This is a genomic window from Leisingera sp. CC-HEC093 (assembly GCF_059429195.1).
This window is the reverse complement of record NZ_JCAIJR010000001.1, coordinates 3,221,577-3,241,603: the sequence shown is the minus strand read 5'-3', so window position 1 is coordinate 3,241,603 and position 20,027 is coordinate 3,221,577. Positions and strand designations below refer to the sequence as shown.

Annotated in this window: 17 protein-coding genes and 2 pseudogenes; 7 read left to right on the top strand and 12 right to left on the bottom strand. The window is 61.8% G+C overall.

What is annotated here, in order from left to right; all coding sequences use genetic code 11:
* The first annotated feature begins 39 nt into the window (after positions 1 to 39).
* The 4 genes from AC5STB_RS15880 (at position 40) to AC5STB_RS15865 (ending at position 4,455) form a co-directional block, all read left to right on the top strand.
* Complete coding sequence (locus AC5STB_RS15880) at positions 40 to 1,863, top strand: DUF294 nucleotidyltransferase-like domain-containing protein (RefSeq protein WP_495443768.1); 1,824 nt, start codon at positions 40 to 42, stop codon at positions 1,861 to 1,863.
* An 86-nt stretch (positions 1,864 to 1,949) separates the two neighbouring features.
* Positions 1,950 to 2,468, top strand: a complete 519-nt coding sequence (locus AC5STB_RS15875) for a hypothetical protein (RefSeq protein WP_495443767.1) — start codon at positions 1,950 to 1,952, stop codon at positions 2,466 to 2,468.
* Between the two features lie 2 nt (positions 2,469 to 2,470).
* Positions 2,471 to 3,898, top strand: coding sequence for a 3'-5' exonuclease (locus AC5STB_RS15870; protein WP_495443766.1), 1,428 nt, complete (start codon positions 2,471 to 2,473; stop codon positions 3,896 to 3,898).
* 56 nt (positions 3,899 to 3,954) lie between these two features.
* Positions 3,955 to 4,455 (top strand): flavin reductase family protein, encoded by a 501-nt coding sequence (locus AC5STB_RS15865; protein WP_495443765.1) that lies wholly within the window; start codon positions 3,955 to 3,957, stop codon positions 4,453 to 4,455.
* On the opposite strand, the gene AC5STB_RS15860 is transcribed toward AC5STB_RS15865, so the two are convergent.
* The 7 genes from AC5STB_RS15860 to AC5STB_RS15830 all read right to left on the bottom strand — a co-directional run bounded on the left by AC5STB_RS15860 (position 4,415) and on the right by AC5STB_RS15830 (position 12,383).
* Positions 4,415 to 5,443 (bottom strand): ATP-binding protein, encoded by a 1,029-nt coding sequence (locus tag AC5STB_RS15860; RefSeq protein WP_495443764.1) that lies wholly within the window; start codon positions 5,441 to 5,443, stop codon positions 4,415 to 4,417. The two genes, AC5STB_RS15865 and AC5STB_RS15860, sit on opposite strands and share 41 nt — an antisense overlap.
* Before the next feature lie 158 nt (positions 5,444 to 5,601).
* Complete coding sequence (locus AC5STB_RS15855) at positions 5,602 to 6,588, bottom strand: ABC transporter substrate-binding protein (RefSeq protein ID WP_495443763.1); 987 nt, start codon at positions 6,586 to 6,588, stop codon at positions 5,602 to 5,604.
* A gap of 145 nt (positions 6,589 to 6,733) precedes the next feature.
* On the bottom strand, positions 6,734 to 7,579 hold the full coding sequence (locus tag AC5STB_RS15850; protein WP_495443762.1) for an ABC transporter permease: 846 nt from the start codon (positions 7,577 to 7,579) through the stop codon (positions 6,734 to 6,736).
* Positions 7,576 to 8,493, bottom strand: a complete 918-nt coding sequence (locus AC5STB_RS15845) for an ABC transporter permease (protein ID WP_495443761.1) — start codon at positions 8,491 to 8,493, stop codon at positions 7,576 to 7,578. The genes AC5STB_RS15850 and AC5STB_RS15845 overlap by 4 nt, the downstream gene beginning before the upstream one ends.
* 99 nt (positions 8,494 to 8,592) lie before the next feature.
* Complete coding sequence (locus tag AC5STB_RS15840; RefSeq protein WP_495443760.1) at positions 8,593 to 9,432, bottom strand: ABC transporter ATP-binding protein; 840 nt, start codon at positions 9,430 to 9,432, stop codon at positions 8,593 to 8,595.
* 60 nt (positions 9,433 to 9,492) lie between these two features.
* Complete coding sequence (gene hydA, locus AC5STB_RS15835; RefSeq protein ID WP_495443759.1) at positions 9,493 to 10,947, bottom strand: dihydropyrimidinase; 1,455 nt, start codon at positions 10,945 to 10,947, stop codon at positions 9,493 to 9,495.
* A 185-nt stretch (positions 10,948 to 11,132) separates the two neighbouring features.
* On the bottom strand, positions 11,133 to 12,383 hold the full coding sequence (locus AC5STB_RS15830; protein ID WP_495443758.1) for a Zn-dependent hydrolase: 1,251 nt from the start codon (positions 12,381 to 12,383) through the stop codon (positions 11,133 to 11,135).
* A 265-nt stretch (positions 12,384 to 12,648) separates the two neighbouring features.
* Between AC5STB_RS15830 and AC5STB_RS15825 the strand changes: the two genes are divergently transcribed.
* Positions 12,649 to 13,263, top strand: coding sequence for a TetR family transcriptional regulator C-terminal domain-containing protein (locus AC5STB_RS15825; protein ID WP_495443757.1), 615 nt, complete (start codon positions 12,649 to 12,651; stop codon positions 13,261 to 13,263).
* Between the two features lie 131 nt (positions 13,264 to 13,394).
* On the opposite strand, the gene preA is transcribed toward AC5STB_RS15825, so the two are convergent.
* The 4 genes from preA to AC5STB_RS15805 all read right to left on the bottom strand — a co-directional run bounded on the left by preA (position 13,395) and on the right by AC5STB_RS15805 (position 17,778).
* Entirely contained in the window at positions 13,395 to 14,699 is a 1,305-nt protein-coding gene (gene preA, locus AC5STB_RS15820; RefSeq protein WP_495443756.1) for an NAD-dependent dihydropyrimidine dehydrogenase subunit PreA, read from the bottom strand.
* Positions 14,700 to 14,751: 52 nt separating this feature from the next.
* Positions 14,752 to 16,086: an NAD(P)-dependent oxidoreductase gene (locus tag AC5STB_RS15815; RefSeq protein WP_495443755.1), complete on the bottom strand. Its 1,335-nt coding sequence runs from the start codon at positions 16,084 to 16,086 to the stop codon at positions 14,752 to 14,754.
* Positions 16,087 to 16,378: 292 nt separating this feature from the next.
* Positions 16,379 to 16,777 carry a RidA family protein gene (locus AC5STB_RS15810; protein WP_495443754.1) on the bottom strand — a complete coding sequence of 133 codons (399 nt, stop codon included), beginning with the start codon at positions 16,775 to 16,777 and terminating at the stop codon, positions 16,379 to 16,381.
* A gap of 467 nt (positions 16,778 to 17,244) precedes the next feature.
* Positions 17,245 to 17,778 carry a hypothetical protein gene (locus AC5STB_RS15805; RefSeq protein ID WP_495443753.1) on the bottom strand — a complete coding sequence of 178 codons (534 nt, stop codon included), beginning with the start codon at positions 17,776 to 17,778 and terminating at the stop codon, positions 17,245 to 17,247.
* 92 nt (positions 17,779 to 17,870) lie between these two features.
* On the opposite strand from AC5STB_RS15805, the pseudogene AC5STB_RS15800 reads away from it, so the two are divergent.
* Together AC5STB_RS15800 and AC5STB_RS15795 are read left to right on the top strand one after the other, a co-directional pair.
* Positions 17,871 to 17,963, top strand: a pseudogene (locus AC5STB_RS15800) (H-NS family nucleoid-associated regulatory protein); the annotation flags it as partial.
* Positions 17,964 to 18,029: 66 nt separating this feature from the next.
* Positions 18,030 to 18,382, top strand: a pseudogene (locus AC5STB_RS15795) (transposase); the annotation flags it as partial.
* 413 nt (positions 18,383 to 18,795) lie between these two features.
* Here the strand turns inward: AC5STB_RS15795 and AC5STB_RS15790 are convergent.
* Positions 18,796 to 19,824, bottom strand: coding sequence for an IS110 family RNA-guided transposase (locus tag AC5STB_RS15790; RefSeq protein ID WP_027236523.1), 1,029 nt, complete (start codon positions 19,822 to 19,824; stop codon positions 18,796 to 18,798).
* Positions 19,825 to 20,027: the final 203 nt, after the last annotated feature.

Sequence of the window (20,027 nt, the reverse complement as noted above, 5' to 3'; positions counted from 1 at the left end):
GCACGCCGGGAACCAATCTCCACCGCTTAGGAGGCCGCAATGCCCCTTACCGACGCCGCCCTGCTCCGCTTCCTGTCCTCGGTGCACCCCTACGACAGCCTGGAACCCGCAGTGCTGCAGGATCTCGCGCCCAGGTTCCGCCAGATCGACGCAGCCGCAGGCGATGCTGTCTATGCCCTGAACGAGGAACTGCAGGGGCTTTACCTGGTCCACACCGGCGAGGTGGAGGTGACAGACGAAAACGGCATACCCGTTTCCATCCTTGGCCCCCGCAACTCCTTTGGCGAGCGCGGCCTGACCCGCGGCGGCCGCGCAGTCACATCGGCCCGGACCACCAAGGACACAATCCTGCTGCTGCTGCCCAAGGCAGAGTTCTATGCCCTGATGGCCAGCCAGCCGCAGGTGGTCAAATTCTTCGACCGCCGCCGCCCCGGCAGCCGGGACAGCAGCAGCCTCGCCACCACCCGGGTAGAGACCATCATGGCACGTGATCCCGTCACATGCTCAAGCGGCCTCACCTGCCAAGGCGCGGCGCAGCTGATGCGGGACCGCCGCATTTCCTCTATCTGCGTCACAGACGGGGAGACGCTGCAGGGCATTCTCACCACCCGCGACCTGACCGGAAAAATCCTCGCCGCCGGCAAACCCGTCTCCACCCCGGTCAGCACGGTGATGACCCCGGACCCGCTGACGCTCGCCCCATCCGCCATCGGCTCCGACGTGCTGCATATGATGATGGAGCACGGCATCGGCCACATCCCGGTTGTTGAGGCCGGGAAGCTGGCGGGCATCGTCACCCAAACCGACCTCACCCGCTTTCAGGCTGTCAGCTCAGGCGAAATGGTATCGGGCATCGCCCGCGCCGGGTCCGCTGAAGAAATGGCCAAGGCCGCTGCCGGAATCCCCCGCCTGCTGGTGCAGCTGGTGGCGGCCGGCAACCGCCACGAGGTGGTCACGCGGCTGATCACCGACATCGCCGACACCGCCACCCGCCGCCTGCTGGCACTGGCAGAGGAAACACTGGGGCCGCCCCCTGTCCCGTACCTGTGGCTGGCCTGCGGCTCACAAGGGCGGCGCGAGCAGACCGGCGTGTCCGATCAGGACAACTGCCTGATCCTGTCCGACGATCTGGCGCCCGGTGATGAAACCTATTTCGAACAGCTCGCCCGGATTGTCTGTGACGGGCTCAACACCTGCGGCTATGTCTATTGCCCCGGCGACATGATGGCCTCCAACCCGCGCTGGCGGCAGCCGCTGCGCGTCTGGCGCGACTATTTCCGCGGCTGGATTGCCAAGCCGAACCCGGAGGCGCAGATGCTGGCCTCGGTGATGTTCGACCTGCGCCCCATCGGCGGCGATACGGCGCTGTTTGCGGACCTGCAGCCGGAAACCCTGAAGGCCGCCAGCGCCAATTCGATCTTCACCGCGCATATGATTGCCAATTCGCTCAAGCACACGCCGCCTTTGGGCCTGTTGCGCGGGCTGGCCACCATCCGCTCGGGCGAGCACCGCAACACGCTGGACATGAAACACAACGGCGTGGTGCCGGTGGTCGACCTGGGCCGGATATATGCGCTGCAGGGGGAACTAGCGGAGGTGAACACCCGCGCCCGCCTGGAAGCGGCAGAGGCCGCGGGCGTGCTGAGCCGCACCGGTGCAAGCGACCTGCTGGACGCCTACGACCTGATTGCCCAGACGAGGCTGGACCATCAGGCGGCGCAGATCCGCAGTGCCCAGGCGCCGGACAATTACCTGGCGCCTTCGGACCTGTCGGATTTTGAGCGAAGTCATCTGCGTGACGCCTTTGTTGTGGTAAAGACCATGCAATCGGCGGCAGGCCACGGCAAAGCCATGCTAAGCTGACGTTTGCGCCTGCGGAGAGCGCGGGAGCCTCCGGCGGGAGTATTTTTGAGAAAGATGAGAGGGCCGAAGGCCTGCGGGGAGAGCGTATGTTTCTGGAACTGATTGCAGTGATTTTTGCAGGCATTGCCGCGGCCGGCGTGGTGATGCTGCTGAACCGGACGCTCAAGGGCCGGCTGCCGCGCTGGTTCGCGCCGGTGGCGGCCGGGCTGGCGATGATCGGTGTCACCATCGCGTCCGAGTACGGCTGGTACAGCCGCACCAAGGCCGCCCTCCCCGAAGGGCTGGTGGTTGCTGAAACCGTCAGGAACCGCAGCTTCTACCGTCCCTGGACGCAGGTTGTTCCCTATGTGGACCGCTTTGCTGCGGTCGACACCGCAACGATGAAAAGTCACGCGGCGCATCCGCAGGTTTATCTGGCCGAAGTCTACTTCTTTGGCCGCTGGGCGCCGGTCAGCAAGCAGCCTGCGGTGCTGGATTGCGGCAAATGGCGCCGGGCCCTGGCGGCCGGCACAGTTGCGTTTTCCGGCACCGGCCTGCCGCAGGGATTGGACTGGGTCGCCGGCGCGGCGGACGACGCGCTTCTGACCACCGCCTGCGAGGCGTAGCCATGCACACACGCTTGCCGCTGCGGCTCCGCATCTTTCTGTTCTTCTGCCTGCTGGCGCTCGGTGGCATAGCTGTCACCACCGGTGCGCTCTGGCTCGGCTACAGCCGCGCAGGCCAGCCGGCGCTGACGGATGCCTTCCTGTTTTCCGGCCTGCTCAGCGGGTTTGCCCTGCTCGGCCTCTGCGCCGGGGTCTGGCTGCTGTTTGACGAAAACGTCGCCAAGCCGATCGAACGTCTGGCAGCGGGCATGCGCGCCCGCGCCCACGCCGGTGTGAGCAAGGAGCTGGACACCCACGGCGCCCGCTACCTGGGCGATCTTGCCGCCGCAGCCCAGGGGCTGGCCGGGCAGCTGGGCGCCTCGGCGCTGTCCGCGGCAGAGGCCATCGCCCGCGAAACCGAGCATCTGGAGGCCGAGAAAACGCGGTTGGCGGCACTGCTGACCGACATTCCCATTGCAACCGTCATGGCCAGCCCCGCCCACCAGATCGTGCTCTATGACGGCCAGGCCGCCGCCGTGCTGGCCGAGGAGGCACCGCCGCGCCTGAACGCCCCGCTGTCCGACTACCTGGACCTGACCGGGCTGGAGGCTGCCTATGGCCGCCTGATCCGCACCGGGATGGAGGTGCAGGCCGAAGTCAAGAGCGCCAGCGGCGCCCGAGTGTTCGACCTGCGGCTGAAACCGCTGGGCGGCGCCCCCGGCTATATCATCCTGTTCGAGGGCAGCCACGCGGGCTTGGCGCCGGAAGACCCCCGCCCGCTGGTCTATGACTTTGCGTTGCTCGACGTCGAACAGGCGGAACAGGAGAGCCGCAGGCTCAGCGCTCTTAGCTATGTGGTGTTCGACACCGAGACCACCGGCCTCTTGCCGCACAAGGACGAGATCGTGCAGATCGGCGCCCTGCGGGTGGTGCGCGGCCGGATCATAGAAAGCGAGACTTTCGAAACCCTGGTCGACCCGGGATGCCCCATCCCCGCAGCCTCAACCAGGGTGCATGGGGTCAATGATGCCATGGTGCAGGGTGCGCCGCAGATTGCAGAGGCAGCGCGCAGTTTTCACCGCTTTGCCTCTGATGCGGTGATCGTGGCCCATAACGCGCCTTTCGACATGGCCTTTCTGCACCGCCACGCCAAGCGCACCGGCATCACCTGGGACCAGCCGGTGCTGGACACCGTGCTGCTGAGCGCGGTGCTGTTCGGCGCCTCGCAGAACCACACGCTGGACGCGTTATGCGAACGGCTGGACGTCACCATCCCGCCCGCGCTGCGCCATACCGCCATGGGCGACGCCCGCGCCACCGCCGAGGTGTTCTGCAAGATGCTGCCGGTGCTAGAGGCGCGCGGGATCACCAACTTTGGCGCAGTGCTGCAGGAGACCCGCAAACACAGCCGCCTCATTGCGGACATGAACCAGGATCAGAACCGAGGCTAGACAATCGCGGCCACGCGTGGCAGGTCACTGCCCGAAACGAACAAAAGGCGCGCGAAATGGCCGACACCAGCTTTGTTCCCGGGCCGGACACCGCCCGGGCCTACCGCGATGCGCTCGGCTGCTTTGGCACCGGGGTGACGGTTGTCACCATGCAGGCCCCCCGCGGGCCGCTGGCCATCACCGTCAACAGCTTTACCTCGGTGTCGCTGGAGCCGCCCTTGATGCTGTGGTGCCCGGCCAAGGGCTCGCTGCGCCATGATGCCTTTGTTGCCGCGGACAACTTTGCGATTCATGTGATGGCAGAGGACCAGCTGGCCCTGGCCAAGCATTTCGCCGCCTTCGGGGAGGATTTCAGCGCTGCGGCCTGGCAGCCCAATGCGCTGGGCGCACCGGCGCTGGAAGGGGTGATTGCCCGTTTTGACTGCCGCCGCTATGCTGCCCATCCGGCCGGCGACCACACCATTGTCATCGGCGAAGTGGCCCGCGTGACCACCCGTCCGGGCAAGGGGCTGATCTTCAAGCGCGGCCAGTATGGCGGGTTTCTGGAACAGGGCTGACCACTGTCTCCGCAAAGGGCAGGCCCGCCTCTGCGCTGTGAAACGGGTCAGCTGGCAGGCTGCCCTTGGAACTCCCGCCCGCCGCCGGTTCAGGCCCGCCTGCGGCCTGCCCGTCCTGGCCTGACAGCAGATGCGGCAGCACTGCATAGGCGGTCAGATCCATTCCCGGCGTCATGCTGAGCGCCCGCTGCGGGCAAATTGAAACGCACAGGCCGCACTGAAAACACAAGGATTCCACAAAGCTGAGCGCACCGCCATTCTCGGTTAGGCTCAGCGCATCCGACGGGCAGATCCAGACACAGCTGCTGCAGCTGTTGCACCGGCTTTCGTCCAGGCTGACAGTGCCATACGGCGCCTGTTCCGGCAGCGGCACCTGGCCGGTGGCGGACGGCAGCAGCGCTGCGGCGCTTGCCCGTGCTGTCTCCCTGCGGCTGTCCATCGCCAGCACCTCCGGCGCCACCGAGGGAAACGGCAGCAGCCGAGCAGCCAGCCGCCGGCCGAGACCCGCCGCACCGTCGAACAGCAGGACCCGGCCCAGCCCGCCCAGGGCGCGTACCAGCCCCGCCTCCAGACGCTGCTGATCGCGTGCCTGGTGCCGGGAACAGGCCTGCAGGTAGATGATATCGAAACCGCAGGCCAGCGCATGCAGCAGGTCCGCATGGGTGATCCTCTCCAGGCAGCAGACCGAAACCGGGACAACATCGCTCGGCGGGGGCGGCGTCCCGGCCAGCCCGGCAGGCTCAACCTCGAACAGCGCCAGGATTTGCGCCCGTCCGGTTTCAAGCTTGCGCTCATGGGCGGCCTGGCACAGGGCCATCAGCGGCAGCGCCCGGCTTCTGCTGGCCACATCCAGCAAGGCATGCCGGCCCTTGACCGCGTAGCGCGACCGGCACTCCTCTGCTTCCTGCTGGGGACACAGGCACAGGTGCTGCGGCTGGCTGGCTGCCCGCTGTTGCCGTTTGAGGAAATGTCCGCATGCCTCGCCCATAAGGGAAGGTTAACACAATTTTAAACAACTCAAGCGGGTATTTGCCGAAACCTGCCCTTTTGTTGCAATTTTAACCAAACCACTCCTTCCCCACGCAAAAGCCCGCCGGGGCACTTCCCGGCGGGCTCTCAGGGCCGCCTCACTTACAATGGGGCGTTTTAGTTCAGCGCAGCATCCGTAATGGCATGGGTCCAAGCGCCTTCCGGCTCCTTGGTGATCACCGGATCAGAGCCGCCGCCCATCAGGGTCGACACCGTGCGCTGGTAATCCGCCGGATCCAGCGCGCCGTTGCTGCCCGCGGTCAGCTTGGCAATCTCGCCCATCATCCGCTTCTGGTGCTCTTCGGTCTGGGCACCGGAGGCATCGTTGTCCAGCACGATCTCCGCGGCCTCATCCGGATTTTCCTCCGCGTATTTCCAGCCCTTCATCGAGGCGCGCACGAAGCGCTGCATCTTGTCCGCAAAAGCCTCGTCGCCCAGATTCTCCTCCAGAACGTACAGGCCGTCCTCCAGCGTCGCGACGCCTTGGTCCTCATACTTGAAGGTGACCAGCTCATCCGGGCTGACGCCGGCGTCGATGACCTGCCAGTATTCGTTGTAGGTCATGGTCGAGATGCAATCCGCCTGGCGCTGCAGCAGCGGATCGACGTTGAACCCCTGCTTCAGCACTTCGACGCCGTTCTCACTCTTGCCGCCGGTATCGATGCCCAGCTGGCTCATCCAGCTCATAAAGGGGAATTCATTGCCGAAGAACCAGACCCCCAAGGTGCGGTTCTTCAGGTCCTCCGGGCTTTCGATGCCGGCATCCTTCCAGCAGGTCAGCATCATGCCGGAGGATTTGAACGGCTGGGCGATATTGACCAGCGGCAGACCCTTTTCCCGTGCCGCCAGCGCCGCAGGCATCCATTCCACCGTCACATCTGCGCCGCCGCCCGCAATCACCTGGGTCGGCGCAATGTCGGGACCGCCCGGCAGGATGGTTACATTCAGGTCCTCTTCCTCATAAAACCCCTTGTCCAGCGCCACATAATATCCGGCGAACTGCGCCTGGGTCACCCACTTCAGCTGCAGCGTCACGTCATCCGCCGCCTGCGCCGCCCCTGCGGCCCCCAGCGCCAGCGCTGCCGCCGTCATCAGATGTTTCATGTCTCATTCTCCCTGTTGATTATGATGTGAAGCTTGCCCGGCTTTGACCATTCGTTCAAAGTTTTTTCTTTATGAGGCCTGCCTTTGACAGCACCCCGCGCAAGATTTCCGCAAAACCGCCCCGCCTGGCGGGACGGCACAGACCTCAGCCCCGCTGCGACGGGTGCCAGAAGGTGAAGCTTTTCTCGATGAGCGCCACCAGCCCGTAAAAGGCCGACCCGGCCAGCGCCGCCACCACGATCTCCGCCCAGACCATGTCCAGCGCCAGCTGGCCGACGCTGGTGGAAATGCGGAACCCCATGCCGACGGTGGGCGAGCCGAAAAACTCCGCGACAATCGCACCAATAAGCGCCAGGGTGGTAGAGATCTTAAGGCCGTTGAACACAAACGGCAGCGCCGCCGGCAGCCTCAGTTTGAAAAACGCCTGCCAGTAGGTCGCCGCATAGGTCTGCATCAGATCGCGCTGCATGGCAGAGGTCTCGCGCAGGCCCGCCACCGTATTCACCAGCATCGGAAAGAACACCATGACAACAACAACCGCAGCCTTGGACTGCCAGTCAAAGCCGAACCACATCACCAGGATCGGCGCAGTCCCGACAATCGGCAACGCTGCGACAAAGTTCCCGACCGGCAAAAGACCGCGGCGCAGGAAATCGCTGCGGTCGACCAGGATCGCAGTCAGAAAGGCCGCGCCGCAGCCGATCACGTAGCCGCCAAGCGCGCCTTTCAGGATGGTTTGGGCAAAATCCTCCCACAGAACCGGCAGGCTGGACGCAAACCGCGCCGCGATCACCGTGGGCGCCGGCAGGATCACCAGCGAAACCTCCAGCCCGCGCACCAGCAGTTCCCAGACCACCAGCACGGTGATGCCGAAAATGGCGGGCACCAAAAGCTGCACCGCGCGGGTCCCTGAGGCCGGGCTGTTTGCCAGCCGGCTGTTCAGCCACCAGCCGCCGCACCAAACAAGGATTGCAAGGATTACCAGTATCATGCCCGCACCCCCATCCGGTTCAGAACCAGCTTTTCGATCAGCCCCAACAGCGCCACCAGCGCCGCCGCCAGGATCGCAGCGGCAAACAGCGCCGACCAGATCTGCACGGTTTGCCCATAATAGCTGCCCGCCAAGAGCCGCGCGCCAAGGCCCGCAACCGCGCCGGTCGGCAGCTCACCCACGATGGCGCCGACCAGCGACGCGGCAATACCGATCTTCAGCGATGCAAACAGATAGGGCATCGAAGACGGCAGCCGCAGCTTCCAAAACCCCTGGGCGGTATTGGCATTGTAGGTTTTCAGCAAATCCAATTGCATCGCATCCGGCGCGCGCAGCCCCTTCACCATTCCGACAACCACCGGGAAAAAGCTGAGATATGCCGAGATCACCGCCTTCGGGATGATCCCCTGCACCCCGATGGAATACAGCACCACGATGATCATCGGCGCCAGCGCGATGATCGGAATAGTCTGGCTGACAATCGCCCAGGGCATCACCGACATATCCATCACCCGGGAATGCACGATCCCGACCGCCAGCAGGATACCAAGGCCGGTGCCGATGGCAAAGCCCAGCAAAGTGGCGCTCAGCGTTACCTGCGCGTGATAGATCAGGCTGCGTTTGGAGGTGATCTTCTTTTCCACCGTGGTCTCCCACAGCTCCACCGCCACCTGATGCGGCGCGGGCAGCCGCGGGCGCTCCTGCACCCAGGTGTCGCCAATGGCAAATGTGTTGTTCACCACCAGCCCGATCTCACCCCTGTCCCGGCGTTCCTTGGCGGTGGCGGGGGTGACTTCGGCCCCTGCCCGCTCTGCCTGATCCAGAACCCCCTTGATGTTCATCGGCACGCAGGCCGCGTACCAAAGCGCGATGATGGCGGCGAGCACAGTGAGGACGGCAACGAGGCTTTTCATACCCGCACCCTCCCTGACCGGCAGCCGCCCGGTGCACAGGGGGTGTACAGGGGGTGCACGCATGGCACCCTCTTGTTCCGGCGGGTCCGGCTGGCAAAATCAGTCATCGCCATGCCCCGCCCGCAGGCCCTCACGCACCCGGTGGGCGATCTCGATAAACTCCGGGCTGTCGCGGATATCCAGCGGCCGTTCCTTGGGCAAGGTGCTGTCGATCACGTCGTGGATGCGGCCGGGCCGCGGCGACATCACCACGATCTTGGTGGAGAGATACACCGCCTCGGGGATCGAGTGGGTGACAAAGCCGATGGTCTTGTTTGTCCGCGCCCACAGCTTCAGAAGCTGTTCATTCAGATGGTCGCGCACGATCTCATCCAGCGCCCCGAAGGGTTCGTCCATCAACAGGATGTCAGCATCGAACGCCAGCGCCCGCGCGATGCTGGCCCGCTGCTGCATGCCGCCCGAAAGCTGCCAGGGAAACTTGCCGCCAAACCCTGATAATTCAACAAGTTCCAGGACTTGATTAACGCGTTTCTCCTGCTCCGCCCTGGAGTACCCCATGATCTCCAGCGGCAGTTTGATGTTCTTTGCAATGGTGCGCCACGGGTACAGCCCCGCTGCCTGGAACACATAGCCATAGGCGCGGTTGCGACGTGCCTCATCCGGGGTCATGCCATTGACAGACAGGCTGCCGCCGGTGGGTGTTTCCAGCGCCGCGACACAGCGCAGAAAGGTGGTCTTGCCGCAGCCCGACGGGCCGATGAAGGAGACAAAGTCGCCCTTGCTAATCTCCAGGCTCACATCTTTCAGCGCCTGCACCGGTCCGTCATTTGTCTGGAATGTCAGATCCAGGTTCCGGGCCTCGATCACGGGCTCGGAGGGAGCGGAAGCGGAAGCGGCGGCCTTGGGATGGATTGCCTGGGTGGTCGGTTCCATATTCATATCTTCGCCTTGATTTCACACAGGAAAACGGGCCGCCGATACCGGCAGCCCGCTCCTGATTTATACGCCTGTTGCCGGGATCCCGGTGCGCTCCACCGGCCGCGGCGCCGTCAGTTCCTTCCAGGTCGACAGCGCCTTGTTCACCGTTGTATTGGCCTCCCGTGAGACGAACTTGCCGTGGCCCTCCTGGCACTTGATCTCCCCATCGTGCACCGCCACATGGCCGCGGGTCAGGGTAAAGCGCGGCAGCCCCTTCACCTCATGCCCCTCAAACACGTTGTAATCGATCGAGGACTGCTGGCTGGCAGCGGAAATCGTCTTGGTCTTCTTCGGATCCCAGACCACCAGATCGGCATCGGCACCGACCAGAACCGCGCCTTTTTTCGGGTAGCAATTCAAGATCTTGGCGATGTTGGTTGAAGTGACGGCCACAAATTCGTTCGGGGTCAGGCGGCCGGTTTCAACACCATGGGTCCACAGCATCGGCATCCGGTCCTCCAGGCCGCCGGTGCCGTTCGGGATCTTGGTGAAATCGCCTACGCCTGTGCGCTTCTGCTCGGTGGTAAAGGCGCAATGGTCCGTCGCCACCACCGACAATGAACCCGATTGCAGACCAGCCCACAAGCTGTCCTGATGCTGCTTGTTGCGGAATGGCGGCGACATCACCCGGCGGGCGGCGTGGTCCCAGTCCTTGTTGAAATACTCGCTCTCATCCAGCGTCAGATGCTGGATCAGCGGCTCGCCCCAGACCCGCTTGCCCTGCATCCGGGCGCGGCGGATGGCCTCGTGGCTGTCCTCGCAGGAGGTATGAACGACGTACAGCGGCACACCCGCCATATCAGCGATCATAATAGCGCGGTTGGTGGCCTCGCCCTCCACCTGCGGTGGCCGGGAATAGGCATGCGCCTCGGGGCCGGTGTTGCCTTGCGCCAAGAGCTTGGCCGACAGCTCCGCCACCACATCGCCGTTTTCGGCATGCACCATGGCGATGCCGCCCAGCTCCGCCAGCCGCTGGAAAGAGGCATAGAGCTCATCATCATTCACCATCAGCGCGCCTTTATAGGCCATGAAGTGCTTAAAGGTGTTGATGCCGCGCTGCTCGATCACGGCCTTAATGTCGTCAAAGACCTGCTCGCCCCACCATGTCACCGCCATATGGAAGGAATAGTCGCAGTTGGCGCGGGTCGATTTGTTGTCCCAGCGCTTCAGCGCGTCCAGCAGGCTCTCGCCCGGATTGGGCAGAGCAAAATCCACAACCATGGTGGTGCCGCCCGCCAGCCCGGCGCGGGTGCCGCTTTCAAAATCGTCCGAGCTGTAGGTGCCCATGAAGGGCATCTCCAGATGGGTATGCGGATCGATCCCGCCCGGCATCACATAGCAGCCGGTGGCGTCCAGCTCCTCATCACCTTTCAGGTCGGGCCCGATCTGTGTGATCACCCCGTTTTCAATCAGCACATCCGCCTTATAGGTCAGGTCGGCGGTCACGATAGTGCCGTTTCTGATGACTTTACTCATAGCTGCAACTCCCTGAATCGGGGCGTATTTTCACGCCTCCACTTATTCTCAAAGGATAAGGTCCCTTGTTCTTCTGGCCGGAAGTATCCCGGGGGAGCGGCCCAAAAGGCCGCGGGGGCAGCGCCCCCAGGACTCCGCCCGTTCGCGGGCGAAACGCTCCGCAGGAGCGTTTCCGGGAAGCCCACTCACTCCACAATCTCCGCCGTTTCGACCACCGCGTGGAACAGCACATTGGCACCGGCCTCGGCCCAGTCCTTGCTGATCTCCTCGGCCTCGTTATGGCTAAGACCGTCCACGCAGGGGCACATCACCATTGCGGTCGGCGCCACCCGGTTGATCCAGCAGGCGTCATGGCCTGCGCCAGAAATGATATCGAGATGCGAATACCCCAGCCGCTCCGCCGCTTTGCGCACCGCGTTGACGCAGCCCTCGTCAAAGGCCACGGGATCAAAACCGCCCACTTTCTCGAATTCTATCTTCACGCCCATCTTCTCGGCAATCCGGGTGCCTTGCTCTCGAAGGCGGTTTTCCATGTCGGTGATCACGTCGAGTTCCGGGCTGCGGAAATCGACGGTAAAGACAACCTTGCCCGGGATCACGTTGCGCGAATTTGGGTAGACATCAATGTGGCCGGCCGCACCCACGGCATGCGGGGCGTGGCTCCAGGCGATCTCGTCCACCGCTTCCAGAATCCGCGCCATCGCCAAGCCCGCATTGCGGCGCATCGGCATCGGGGTGGAACCTGTGTGCGCGTCCTTGCCGGTGACCGTCACCTGCGTCCAGCTGAGGCCCTGGCCGTGGGTCACCACGCCAATGTCCTTGCCCTCGGCCTCCAGGATCGGCCCCTGCTCGATATGCAGCTCGAAAAAGGCGTGCATCTTGCGGGCGCCGGTTTCTTCCTCGCCCCGCCAGCCGATGCGCTTCAGCTCATCGCCGAATGTCTTGCCCTCGGCGTCTTCCCGGCCGTAAGCCCAGTCCTGGGTATGCACACCGGCAAACACGCCCGACGACAGCATGGCCGGTGCATAGCGGGTGCCCTCCTCATTGGTGAAATTGGTGGCCACGATCGGGTGCTTGGTCTTGATATTCATGTCGTTGAGCGAGCGTATCAGCTCCAGCCCCGCCAGCACCCCCAGAACCCCGTCGTATTTGCCGCCGGTGGGCTGCGTATCGAGGTGAGAGCCGACATAGACAGGCAGCGCGTCCGGGTCGGTGCCCTCACGCCGCGCAAACATGTTGCCCATTTGATCGAGCCCCATGGTGCAGCCGGCCTCCTCGCACCATTTTTGAAACAACGCGCGGCCTTCGCCGTCTTCGTCCGTCAGCGTCTGGCGGTTGTTGCCGCCTGCCACGCCGGGGCCGATCTTGGCCATTTCCATCAGGCTATCCCACAGCCTGTCACCGTCAATTTTCAGATTCTGTCCAAGCGACGTCATCAAGAGCTTCCTTCCCTGTGCGCCCGTCTTTGCAGGCTTCCCGGCTTGGCGCCGTGTTAGGTGGCTTTGAGTGCCGGTCTCATCAAAGCTGTGGTTTTGCGCGCCCGCCTTTGATTTGACCAACTGGTCAAACTCACGCTATCACGGGTTCACCACCAGTCAAGAAATTGCCGCGTGGCCCTTGAAAAAAACGGTGCTTTTACCGGAAACAGGTGAAATTCCGCGCTTTCGCTGATGCGGGGCCGCAGAAACAGACAGGACGGACATGCCCGCAGACCGCGCGCCCACTCGCATCCAAAGAAAGAATCGCGCCGCCATTCTGGAGGCCGCGCTGGATGTGTTTTCCAGCCATGGTTTCCGCGGCTCCACCGTGGACCAGATTGCCAAGGCAGCCGGTCTCAGCAAGCCGAACCTGCTGTACTATTTCCCGTCCAAAGAGGCAATTTTCAATGAGCTGATGGGCGGGCTGCTGGACACCTGGCTGGACCCGCTGCGGGCCTTGGATCCGGATGGTGAGCCGCTTGAGGAGATCCTCGCCTATGTGCAGCGCAAGCTGCAGATGAGCCGCGACTTCCCGCGCGAAAGCCGGCTGTATGCCAATGAGATCGTCCAGGGCGCACCGCGGCTGCATGACGTAATCGCCAGTGATCTGAATGTGCTGGTCGAGGAAAAGGCGCAGCTGCTGCAGGGCTGGATGGATGCCGGACGGATCAACCGCGCGCATCCCAAGCATCTGCTGTTTTCAATCTGGTCGCTGACCCAGCATTACGCCGATTTCGACGTCCAGGTGCGCACGCTGATGGGCGAAGAAGACCCGTTTGACGCCGCGCCGATATATCTGGAAACCCTGTACCGGCGGATGCTTACGCCGAAAAGCTGAGGCGGGCTGCCGCTGCACTCGCACTGCCGAGCGCGCCCTGTCCCAGAACTTATTCGCTAAAAAAGCCCCGGCCAGAAAGCCGGGGCGTAAAGTCGACGGGGAGACAGCGCGCCCTCCTGGGCGCGTTTCGGTTATTCCGCAGCGGTTGCCGACGGATTGTTCGGATGCGTGGTCCAGTTGGCGTAGTCGCCCGAGACCACCTCGCCGGTGCGTTCATCGATCTGGCCTGCCGGCACCTCTTCCATGGTGATGCAGCCCTCCACCGGGCAGACGTTCACACAGAGGTTGCAGGCGACGCATTCGTCGTCCTTCACCGTGAACACCCGGTCCTCGCTCATCGCGATCGCCTGGTGCGAGGTGTCCTCGCATGCCGCATAGCAGCGGCCGCATTTGATGCAGTCGTCCTGGCTGATTTTCGCCTTGGTGACAAAGTTCAGGTCCAGATACTGCCAGTCGGTCACATTCGGGACCGCCATGCCGATGAAGTCCTGGGTAGAGGTGTATCCCTTCTCGTCCATCCAGGTAGACAGGCCCGAGATCATCTCCTTCACCACGTTGAAGCCATAGGTCATCGCCGCGGTGCAAACCTGCACGTTGCCTGCCCCCAGCGCCATGAACTCCGCCGCGTCGCGCCAGGTGGTGACACCGCCGATGGCAGAGATCGGCAGGCCGCGGGTCTGCGGATCGCGGGCGATTTCCGCCACCATATTGAGCGCAATCGGCTTCACCGCCGGGCCGCAATAGCCGCCGTGGGTGCCCTTGCCGCCGATGGTCGGCTCCGGCGCCATGCTGTCGAGATCCACAGAGGTGATCGAGTTGATGGTGTTGATCAGGCTGACCGCATCGGCGTTACCGGCATTCGCCGCCCGCGCCGGGTTGCGGATGTCAGTGATGTTCGGAGTCAGCTTCACGATTACCGGCTTGGAGTAGTATTTCTTGCACCATTCGGTAACCATCTGGATGTATTCCGGCACCTGCCCCACAGCGGAGCCCATGCCGCGCTCCGCCATGCCGTGCGGGCAGCCGAAGTTCAGCTCAATCCCGTCGGCGCCGGTGGCCTCGACCTGCGGCAGGATGTCTTTCCAGGCCTGCTCTTCGCACGGGACCATAATCGACACGATGACGGCGCGGTCCGGGTAATCCTTCTTAACCCGGGTGATTTCCTCCAGGTTGGTCTGCAGCGGCCGGTCAGTGATCAGTTCGATGTTGTTGAGCCCCAACAGGCGGCGGTCAGCGCCCCAGATTGCGCCGTAACGCGGGCCGTTCACATTGACCACCGGCGGGCCTTCCGAGCCCAGGGTTTTCCAGACCACGCCGCCCCAGCCGGCCTCAAAGGCGCGGCGGACGTTGTATTCCTTGTCGGTCGGTGGCGCAGAAGCCAGCCAGAACGGGTTGGGGGATTTGATACCCAGAAATTCTGTTGTCAGATCAGCCATTTGATCTCTCCTCTTAAGGCTCGCAGAGTGCAGTAACCTGCACTGAGCTGGCTCAGCCCATCAGGCTGGAGTGAATGTCCATTGCAGCGTCGCGGCCCTCGGCCACGGCGGTCACTGTGAGGTCCTCGCCGCCAGAAGCGCAGTCGCCCCCGGCCCAGACCCCGGCAACCGAGGTGCGGCCTGTCCCGCTGACCTTGATCTTGCGGCCTTCAAGCTCCAGCGCGTCCGGCTGGCCCTCCAGCGTCTGGCCAATGGCCTTGAACACCTGATCAGCCGCCAGCCGCACGGTCTCGCCGGTGCCGGAAACCTTGCCGTCCGCAACCGCAGTATACTCCAGTTCGATCTCGGCCGCTGCGCCGTTGCCATGCACCGCCTTGGGCATGACGTTGAACATCAGCTTCACCCCCTTGGAGGCCGCCAAGTCCTGCTCAAACCGGCTGGCACCCATTTCCTCCCGGCTGCGGCGGTAGGCGATGGTGACGTTTTCGGCGCCCAGAAGCTTGGATTGCACGGCGGCATCGACCGCGGTCATGCCGCCGCCGATCACAACCACGTTGCGGCCCACGGGCAAAGCGGTCAAGTCTTCCGCCTGGCGCAGTTCGGCAATGAATTCCACCGCGTCGCGCACACCTTCCATATCCTCGCCCGGTGCGCGCAAGGCGTTCACCCCGGCCAGGCCGATCGACAGGAACACCGCATCATAGCTGTCCTTCAGAGCATCCAGCGACAGCTCTTCGCCCAGCTTTTTACCGTAATCCATTGTAATGCCGCCGATTTGCAGCAGCCAGTCAACTTCGCGCGCGGCGAAGTCATTGATGGTCTTATAGGCCGCGATGCCGAATTCGTTGAGACCGCCCGCCTTGGACTTGGCGTCATAGACCACCACACCGTGGCCCAGCATCGCCAGCCGGTGTGCGGCAGCCAGGCCCGCGGGGCCGGCGCCAACCACAGCAATTTCCTTGCCGGTGGCTTCCGCGCGGGTGAACGGATGCGCCCCCTTTTCCATCAGCGTGTCAGTGGCATAGCGCTGCAGCCGGCCGATCTCGACCGGCTTTCCCTCGGCGGTTTCACGCACGCAAGCTTCCTCGCACAGGGTTTCTGTCGGGCAGACCCGGGCGCACATGCCGCCCAGGATGTTCTGCTCCAGAATGGTTTTGGCCGCGCTTTCGGGGTGGCCCGCCTGTATCTCCCGGATGAACTGGGGGATGTCGATGCTGGTCGGACAGGCGGTCATGCAGGGCGCGTCATAGCAGAAATAGCAGCGGTCCGCCGCCACGGCTGCCTCATGCGCGTCATAGGCTGGGTGCAGGTCCGAGAAATTCTCAGCAATGCCGGCAGCGTCAAGACGCGCTGCCTGAATGCCGGATGCCTGATGGCTGGTCGCCATTGGGTGTCTCCCTGATTGTCTGTTATTCTTGATACCAGAGTGCCACAGTCTGATTTTTTATCAACTGGTAAAATTTTGGCTTGACCAAAAAAATTGCCGCTCCTGGAAGAGCGGCCTGCAATGAATTGAAATCGCGTGATTATGCCGGACCTCTATCCGGCCAGTTTTGGCCTGATCAACTGAAAGCTCAGGCAAAACCAGCAGCCAAAGACAGCAGACGGCGCGTGAAACAGCCCGTACCGCAAGCTAAATCTGCACAGGTTTCCCAGCAGGCCGCGAATTCCCTGCGGTGTCAGGACGGCAAAACTGCGGTGGCTTCGATTTCCACTTTGGCCTCGTCTTCGACCAGGGCAGACACCACCACCATGGTCATCGCGGGAAAATGATAGCCCATCACTGCGCGGTAGGCCTTGCCGACCTCTGCCTGATGAGCCAGGTATTCTGCCTTGTCCGTCACAAACCAGGTGAGCCTTGTGATGTCCTGCGCGGTTCCGCCCGCGGCCTCGACCACCTCCAGAATGTTGCGCAGGGCCTGGCCCATTTGGCCGATGAAGTCCTGCGCCTCAAACACCTGATCCGCAGTCCAGCCGATCTGGCCGCCGACAAACAGCTGCCTGCCTTCCGCCACCATGCCGTTGGCGTAGCCTTTGGCGGGCTTCCACCCTTCGGGGTGCACGCTGATGGCCGGCATGGCGGAACTCCTTTGCTGATACTGCCTGAGGCTGACCTTAGCGCCGCCGCAGCATTTATTTCAAGCTTAAAATTTCTTGCCGCCAAAACCCCAAAACAAAACCGCGCAGGTCCGGGACCTGCGCGGCTGCATAGTTCAGCGCGGATGCACGGCTTACATGCCGAGCGCTTCCTTGATACATGTTCTGTTTTGTCGCTTAGACGTACCTATACGGACTTTTGTGACTACTAAACGCTTTCCAAACCGACTAGACGTGCCAACCTGCGAAGCGAAGCGCCGGCTTGAGAAGCCATGACCGAAGATGGAGCTGCGTCACAGCTCCATTGAGTTCGGGCCCGTCCTGCCCATCCCCTCAAGATCCTTACATTCTGTTCTTTGTGTATAGGTCACACCCGTCTGCTCAGTTTCTTCGTCTGGAGAACAGACTGACTTAGAAATGCGAACCGCGAGCTCTTCACGGATTCCGGCTAAATTGCCTTCCCCACTTCAAAGAGAGCACTATCTGAAATCCGCACCAATGCTGATGGTAGTTTGGAACGGAAAACGTCAGCGACAGAGTTCACGCATCCCCAGCGGCCATGATGCGTTGCCCAGGCTCCGGTGACGACGACTTCATCTGTGTTTAAGTTCTCTGAAATGCTCTCAGCAGCTTCTTCCTGTCCCTCAAATATCAGTTGTTGAGTACTACCACCAAAACTACCCCACTCCCGAAACGGACTTTCTCCTGCATCACATCCCCAAACGCGCAAAGCACTAAGTGATGCAAGTTGACCGGATTTAATCGCACCAGCCTCCGAATTCGACATCCCTGCATTTATTGCATCATTGAAATCATCGTGAATTTCATCAGATAAAAACCCGTCTATTACCACGAAATTACCTTGATGATTTAGAATCTCGCTCCTTATTCGGAGCCGATGTTCATTCGCTCGGAGCTTTCCAACGTTGAACTCGGCGCTTCCAAAAAGGCTGCCCGGATGTACTACGACGAGTGTCTTCATTTATTAAAATCCTCAACTAGACACCTAACCTTACTCAAATGAGTTTTAACTGAGATTAAAATACCGACCACACTCAAGCGAATCCCAATGATCCTTCGCAGACTTGGAGCAGACGTGGTCGCAAACCTGGCTGGGCCCATGAGGCCTTGGAAGCCGGTAAGTTTCTGGAGGATATCGAAATCTGAAGCATGGGAGTGGAATGCCCCATCTGAACTGGTCCACCGCTATGTTTTGGAAACGGAGGACCGAGAATGGCGAACAAGCGACAGAAGCTAGAGGAAATAGTTCAAAAGCTGCGGCAGGTTGATGTGCTTGTCGGACAGGGCATGCAGAGGGTGGACGCGCTCCGCGAGGTTCGCATCACCGAACAGAAGTATTATCGCTGGCGAAAGCAGTATGGCCGGATGGGAACCGACCAGCTTAAGGAACTCAATCGGCTACAGAAGGAGAACGAGCGGCTTCGGAAGGCGGTCTCTGAGCTGACCTTGGACAAGCTAGTCCTGAAGGAAGCCGCACGGGGAAACTTCTGAGCCCCGCCCGTCATGTATCCGCCTCAGACCGGAAAGACGGACGGCGGGACTTTCCGGCCGTTCGCCGCACATGCAGTCTGGGCAACCCCAAGAGGCCGCTACGCGCAGGAAGCGCCCTTTGCAAACTCGGCCGTTTGACGCAACCGACCGAGGATTTTCGCTGCGGCGCAGCCCGCCGTTTCTGCCGTTCGCTGCGACAGCGAGCTTCTGAACCCGGTGAATTCACATCTGTGGAGGCCCCCTTTAATGCAAGTTGTTTTTTGAGCGTTTGGGAATGTGAACGGATGCGGTCATCTGTCAGGCCTGTTTATGCGGCGTTTCAGACGCCGCTGGCCGGTATGGAGATACGCGGTTCAGTTCCACATCACAGTGGCGGGTTGATTATCCCGGTGTGAGTTCCTGGTTTTACTGAACCCGATCTTTCCGATCATTTGCCCTTACACTCAAAGACCTCCTCACATTCCCGACGTACCGGCCATCGCAACGCTTACGCGGCGGCGATAGCCGGGTCTCTGTAATCTTCGTGTTTCACCAACATGGCCCATAACCTGCGCGCCATCTTATTTGCGAGTGCAATTGCGACGACCATACGTGGTTTTCTTGCGAGCATCCTTTGGAGCCAAGATGCTTCAGGGGCACCCTTGTGAATCGCCATCCTCACTACGGACATGGCACCGATGACCAAGAGCCTGCGGATATCTCTCTGCCCCATCTTCGACGTTCGGCCCAATTTCTGCTTTCCCCCGGTCGAGTGTTGCTTCGGTACCAGCCCTACCCACGCAGAAAAATCCCGACCCCGACGAAAGATTTCCATAGGTGGGGCGAAGGCCGAGACAGCCATTGCAGTTATCGGACCGATGCCTGGCATGGTCTGGAGACGGCGTGCGTTATCGTCTCTTGTCGCTTCGATGCGTACCTGCTTTTCAAGCCTGCCTATTTGTTCTGTTAGTGTAGCGATCTGACCAAGGTAGATTGATCCAACATCTGTCACCACTTTTGGCAGACCGTTCTCGGGATCTTCCAAGATTTCCCTCAGACTTTTGATATTTGTCGTCGTTTTTGGTGCCACCCGGCCAAACTCGGCGAGATGAGCCCGCAGGGCGTTGATCAGCTGCGTGCGTTGCCTCAAAAGCAGGTCACGTGTCCGGAACAAAACCGCCCGACTTTGCTGCTCATGTGTTTTCACGGCGACTGTTCGCATCGTTGGACGTGACGCAGCCTCGGCAATCGCTTCTGCATCAGCCGCATCATTCTTATGCCGTTTGACGAAAGGTTTCACATAGATGGGCGGTATCAATTTCACATCATGGCCAAGTGCCTCGATCTGACGCCCCCAGTCATGCGCGGTTGCACAAGCTTCCATAGCAACTGTGCAATTCGGTTGTTGTACAAAAAATGCCAAAACTTGCGCCCGAGACAGCTTTTTGCGGAACAGAACACTGCCGTCAGCCGCTGCCCCATGCACCTGAAAACTACGCTTTGCTAAATCTACTCCTATGATCGCAACCATTTCCATTGTCGCCTCCTCTGTTTCTGGTCTGTTAAGACAGTACCAGCATGGCACATCACGATGCCGTCGGGAGGGGCATCCACTCCATCACAGTGCGGGACAAACCCGTCCTTCGCCGCAGATGCTCAATCCTTGCTGCGGTTGCGAGAAAATTGGAAGGCCAGGTGGATGTGGAAGTTCGCCATGCTGCAAGAGCGCCCTTGGCTGCC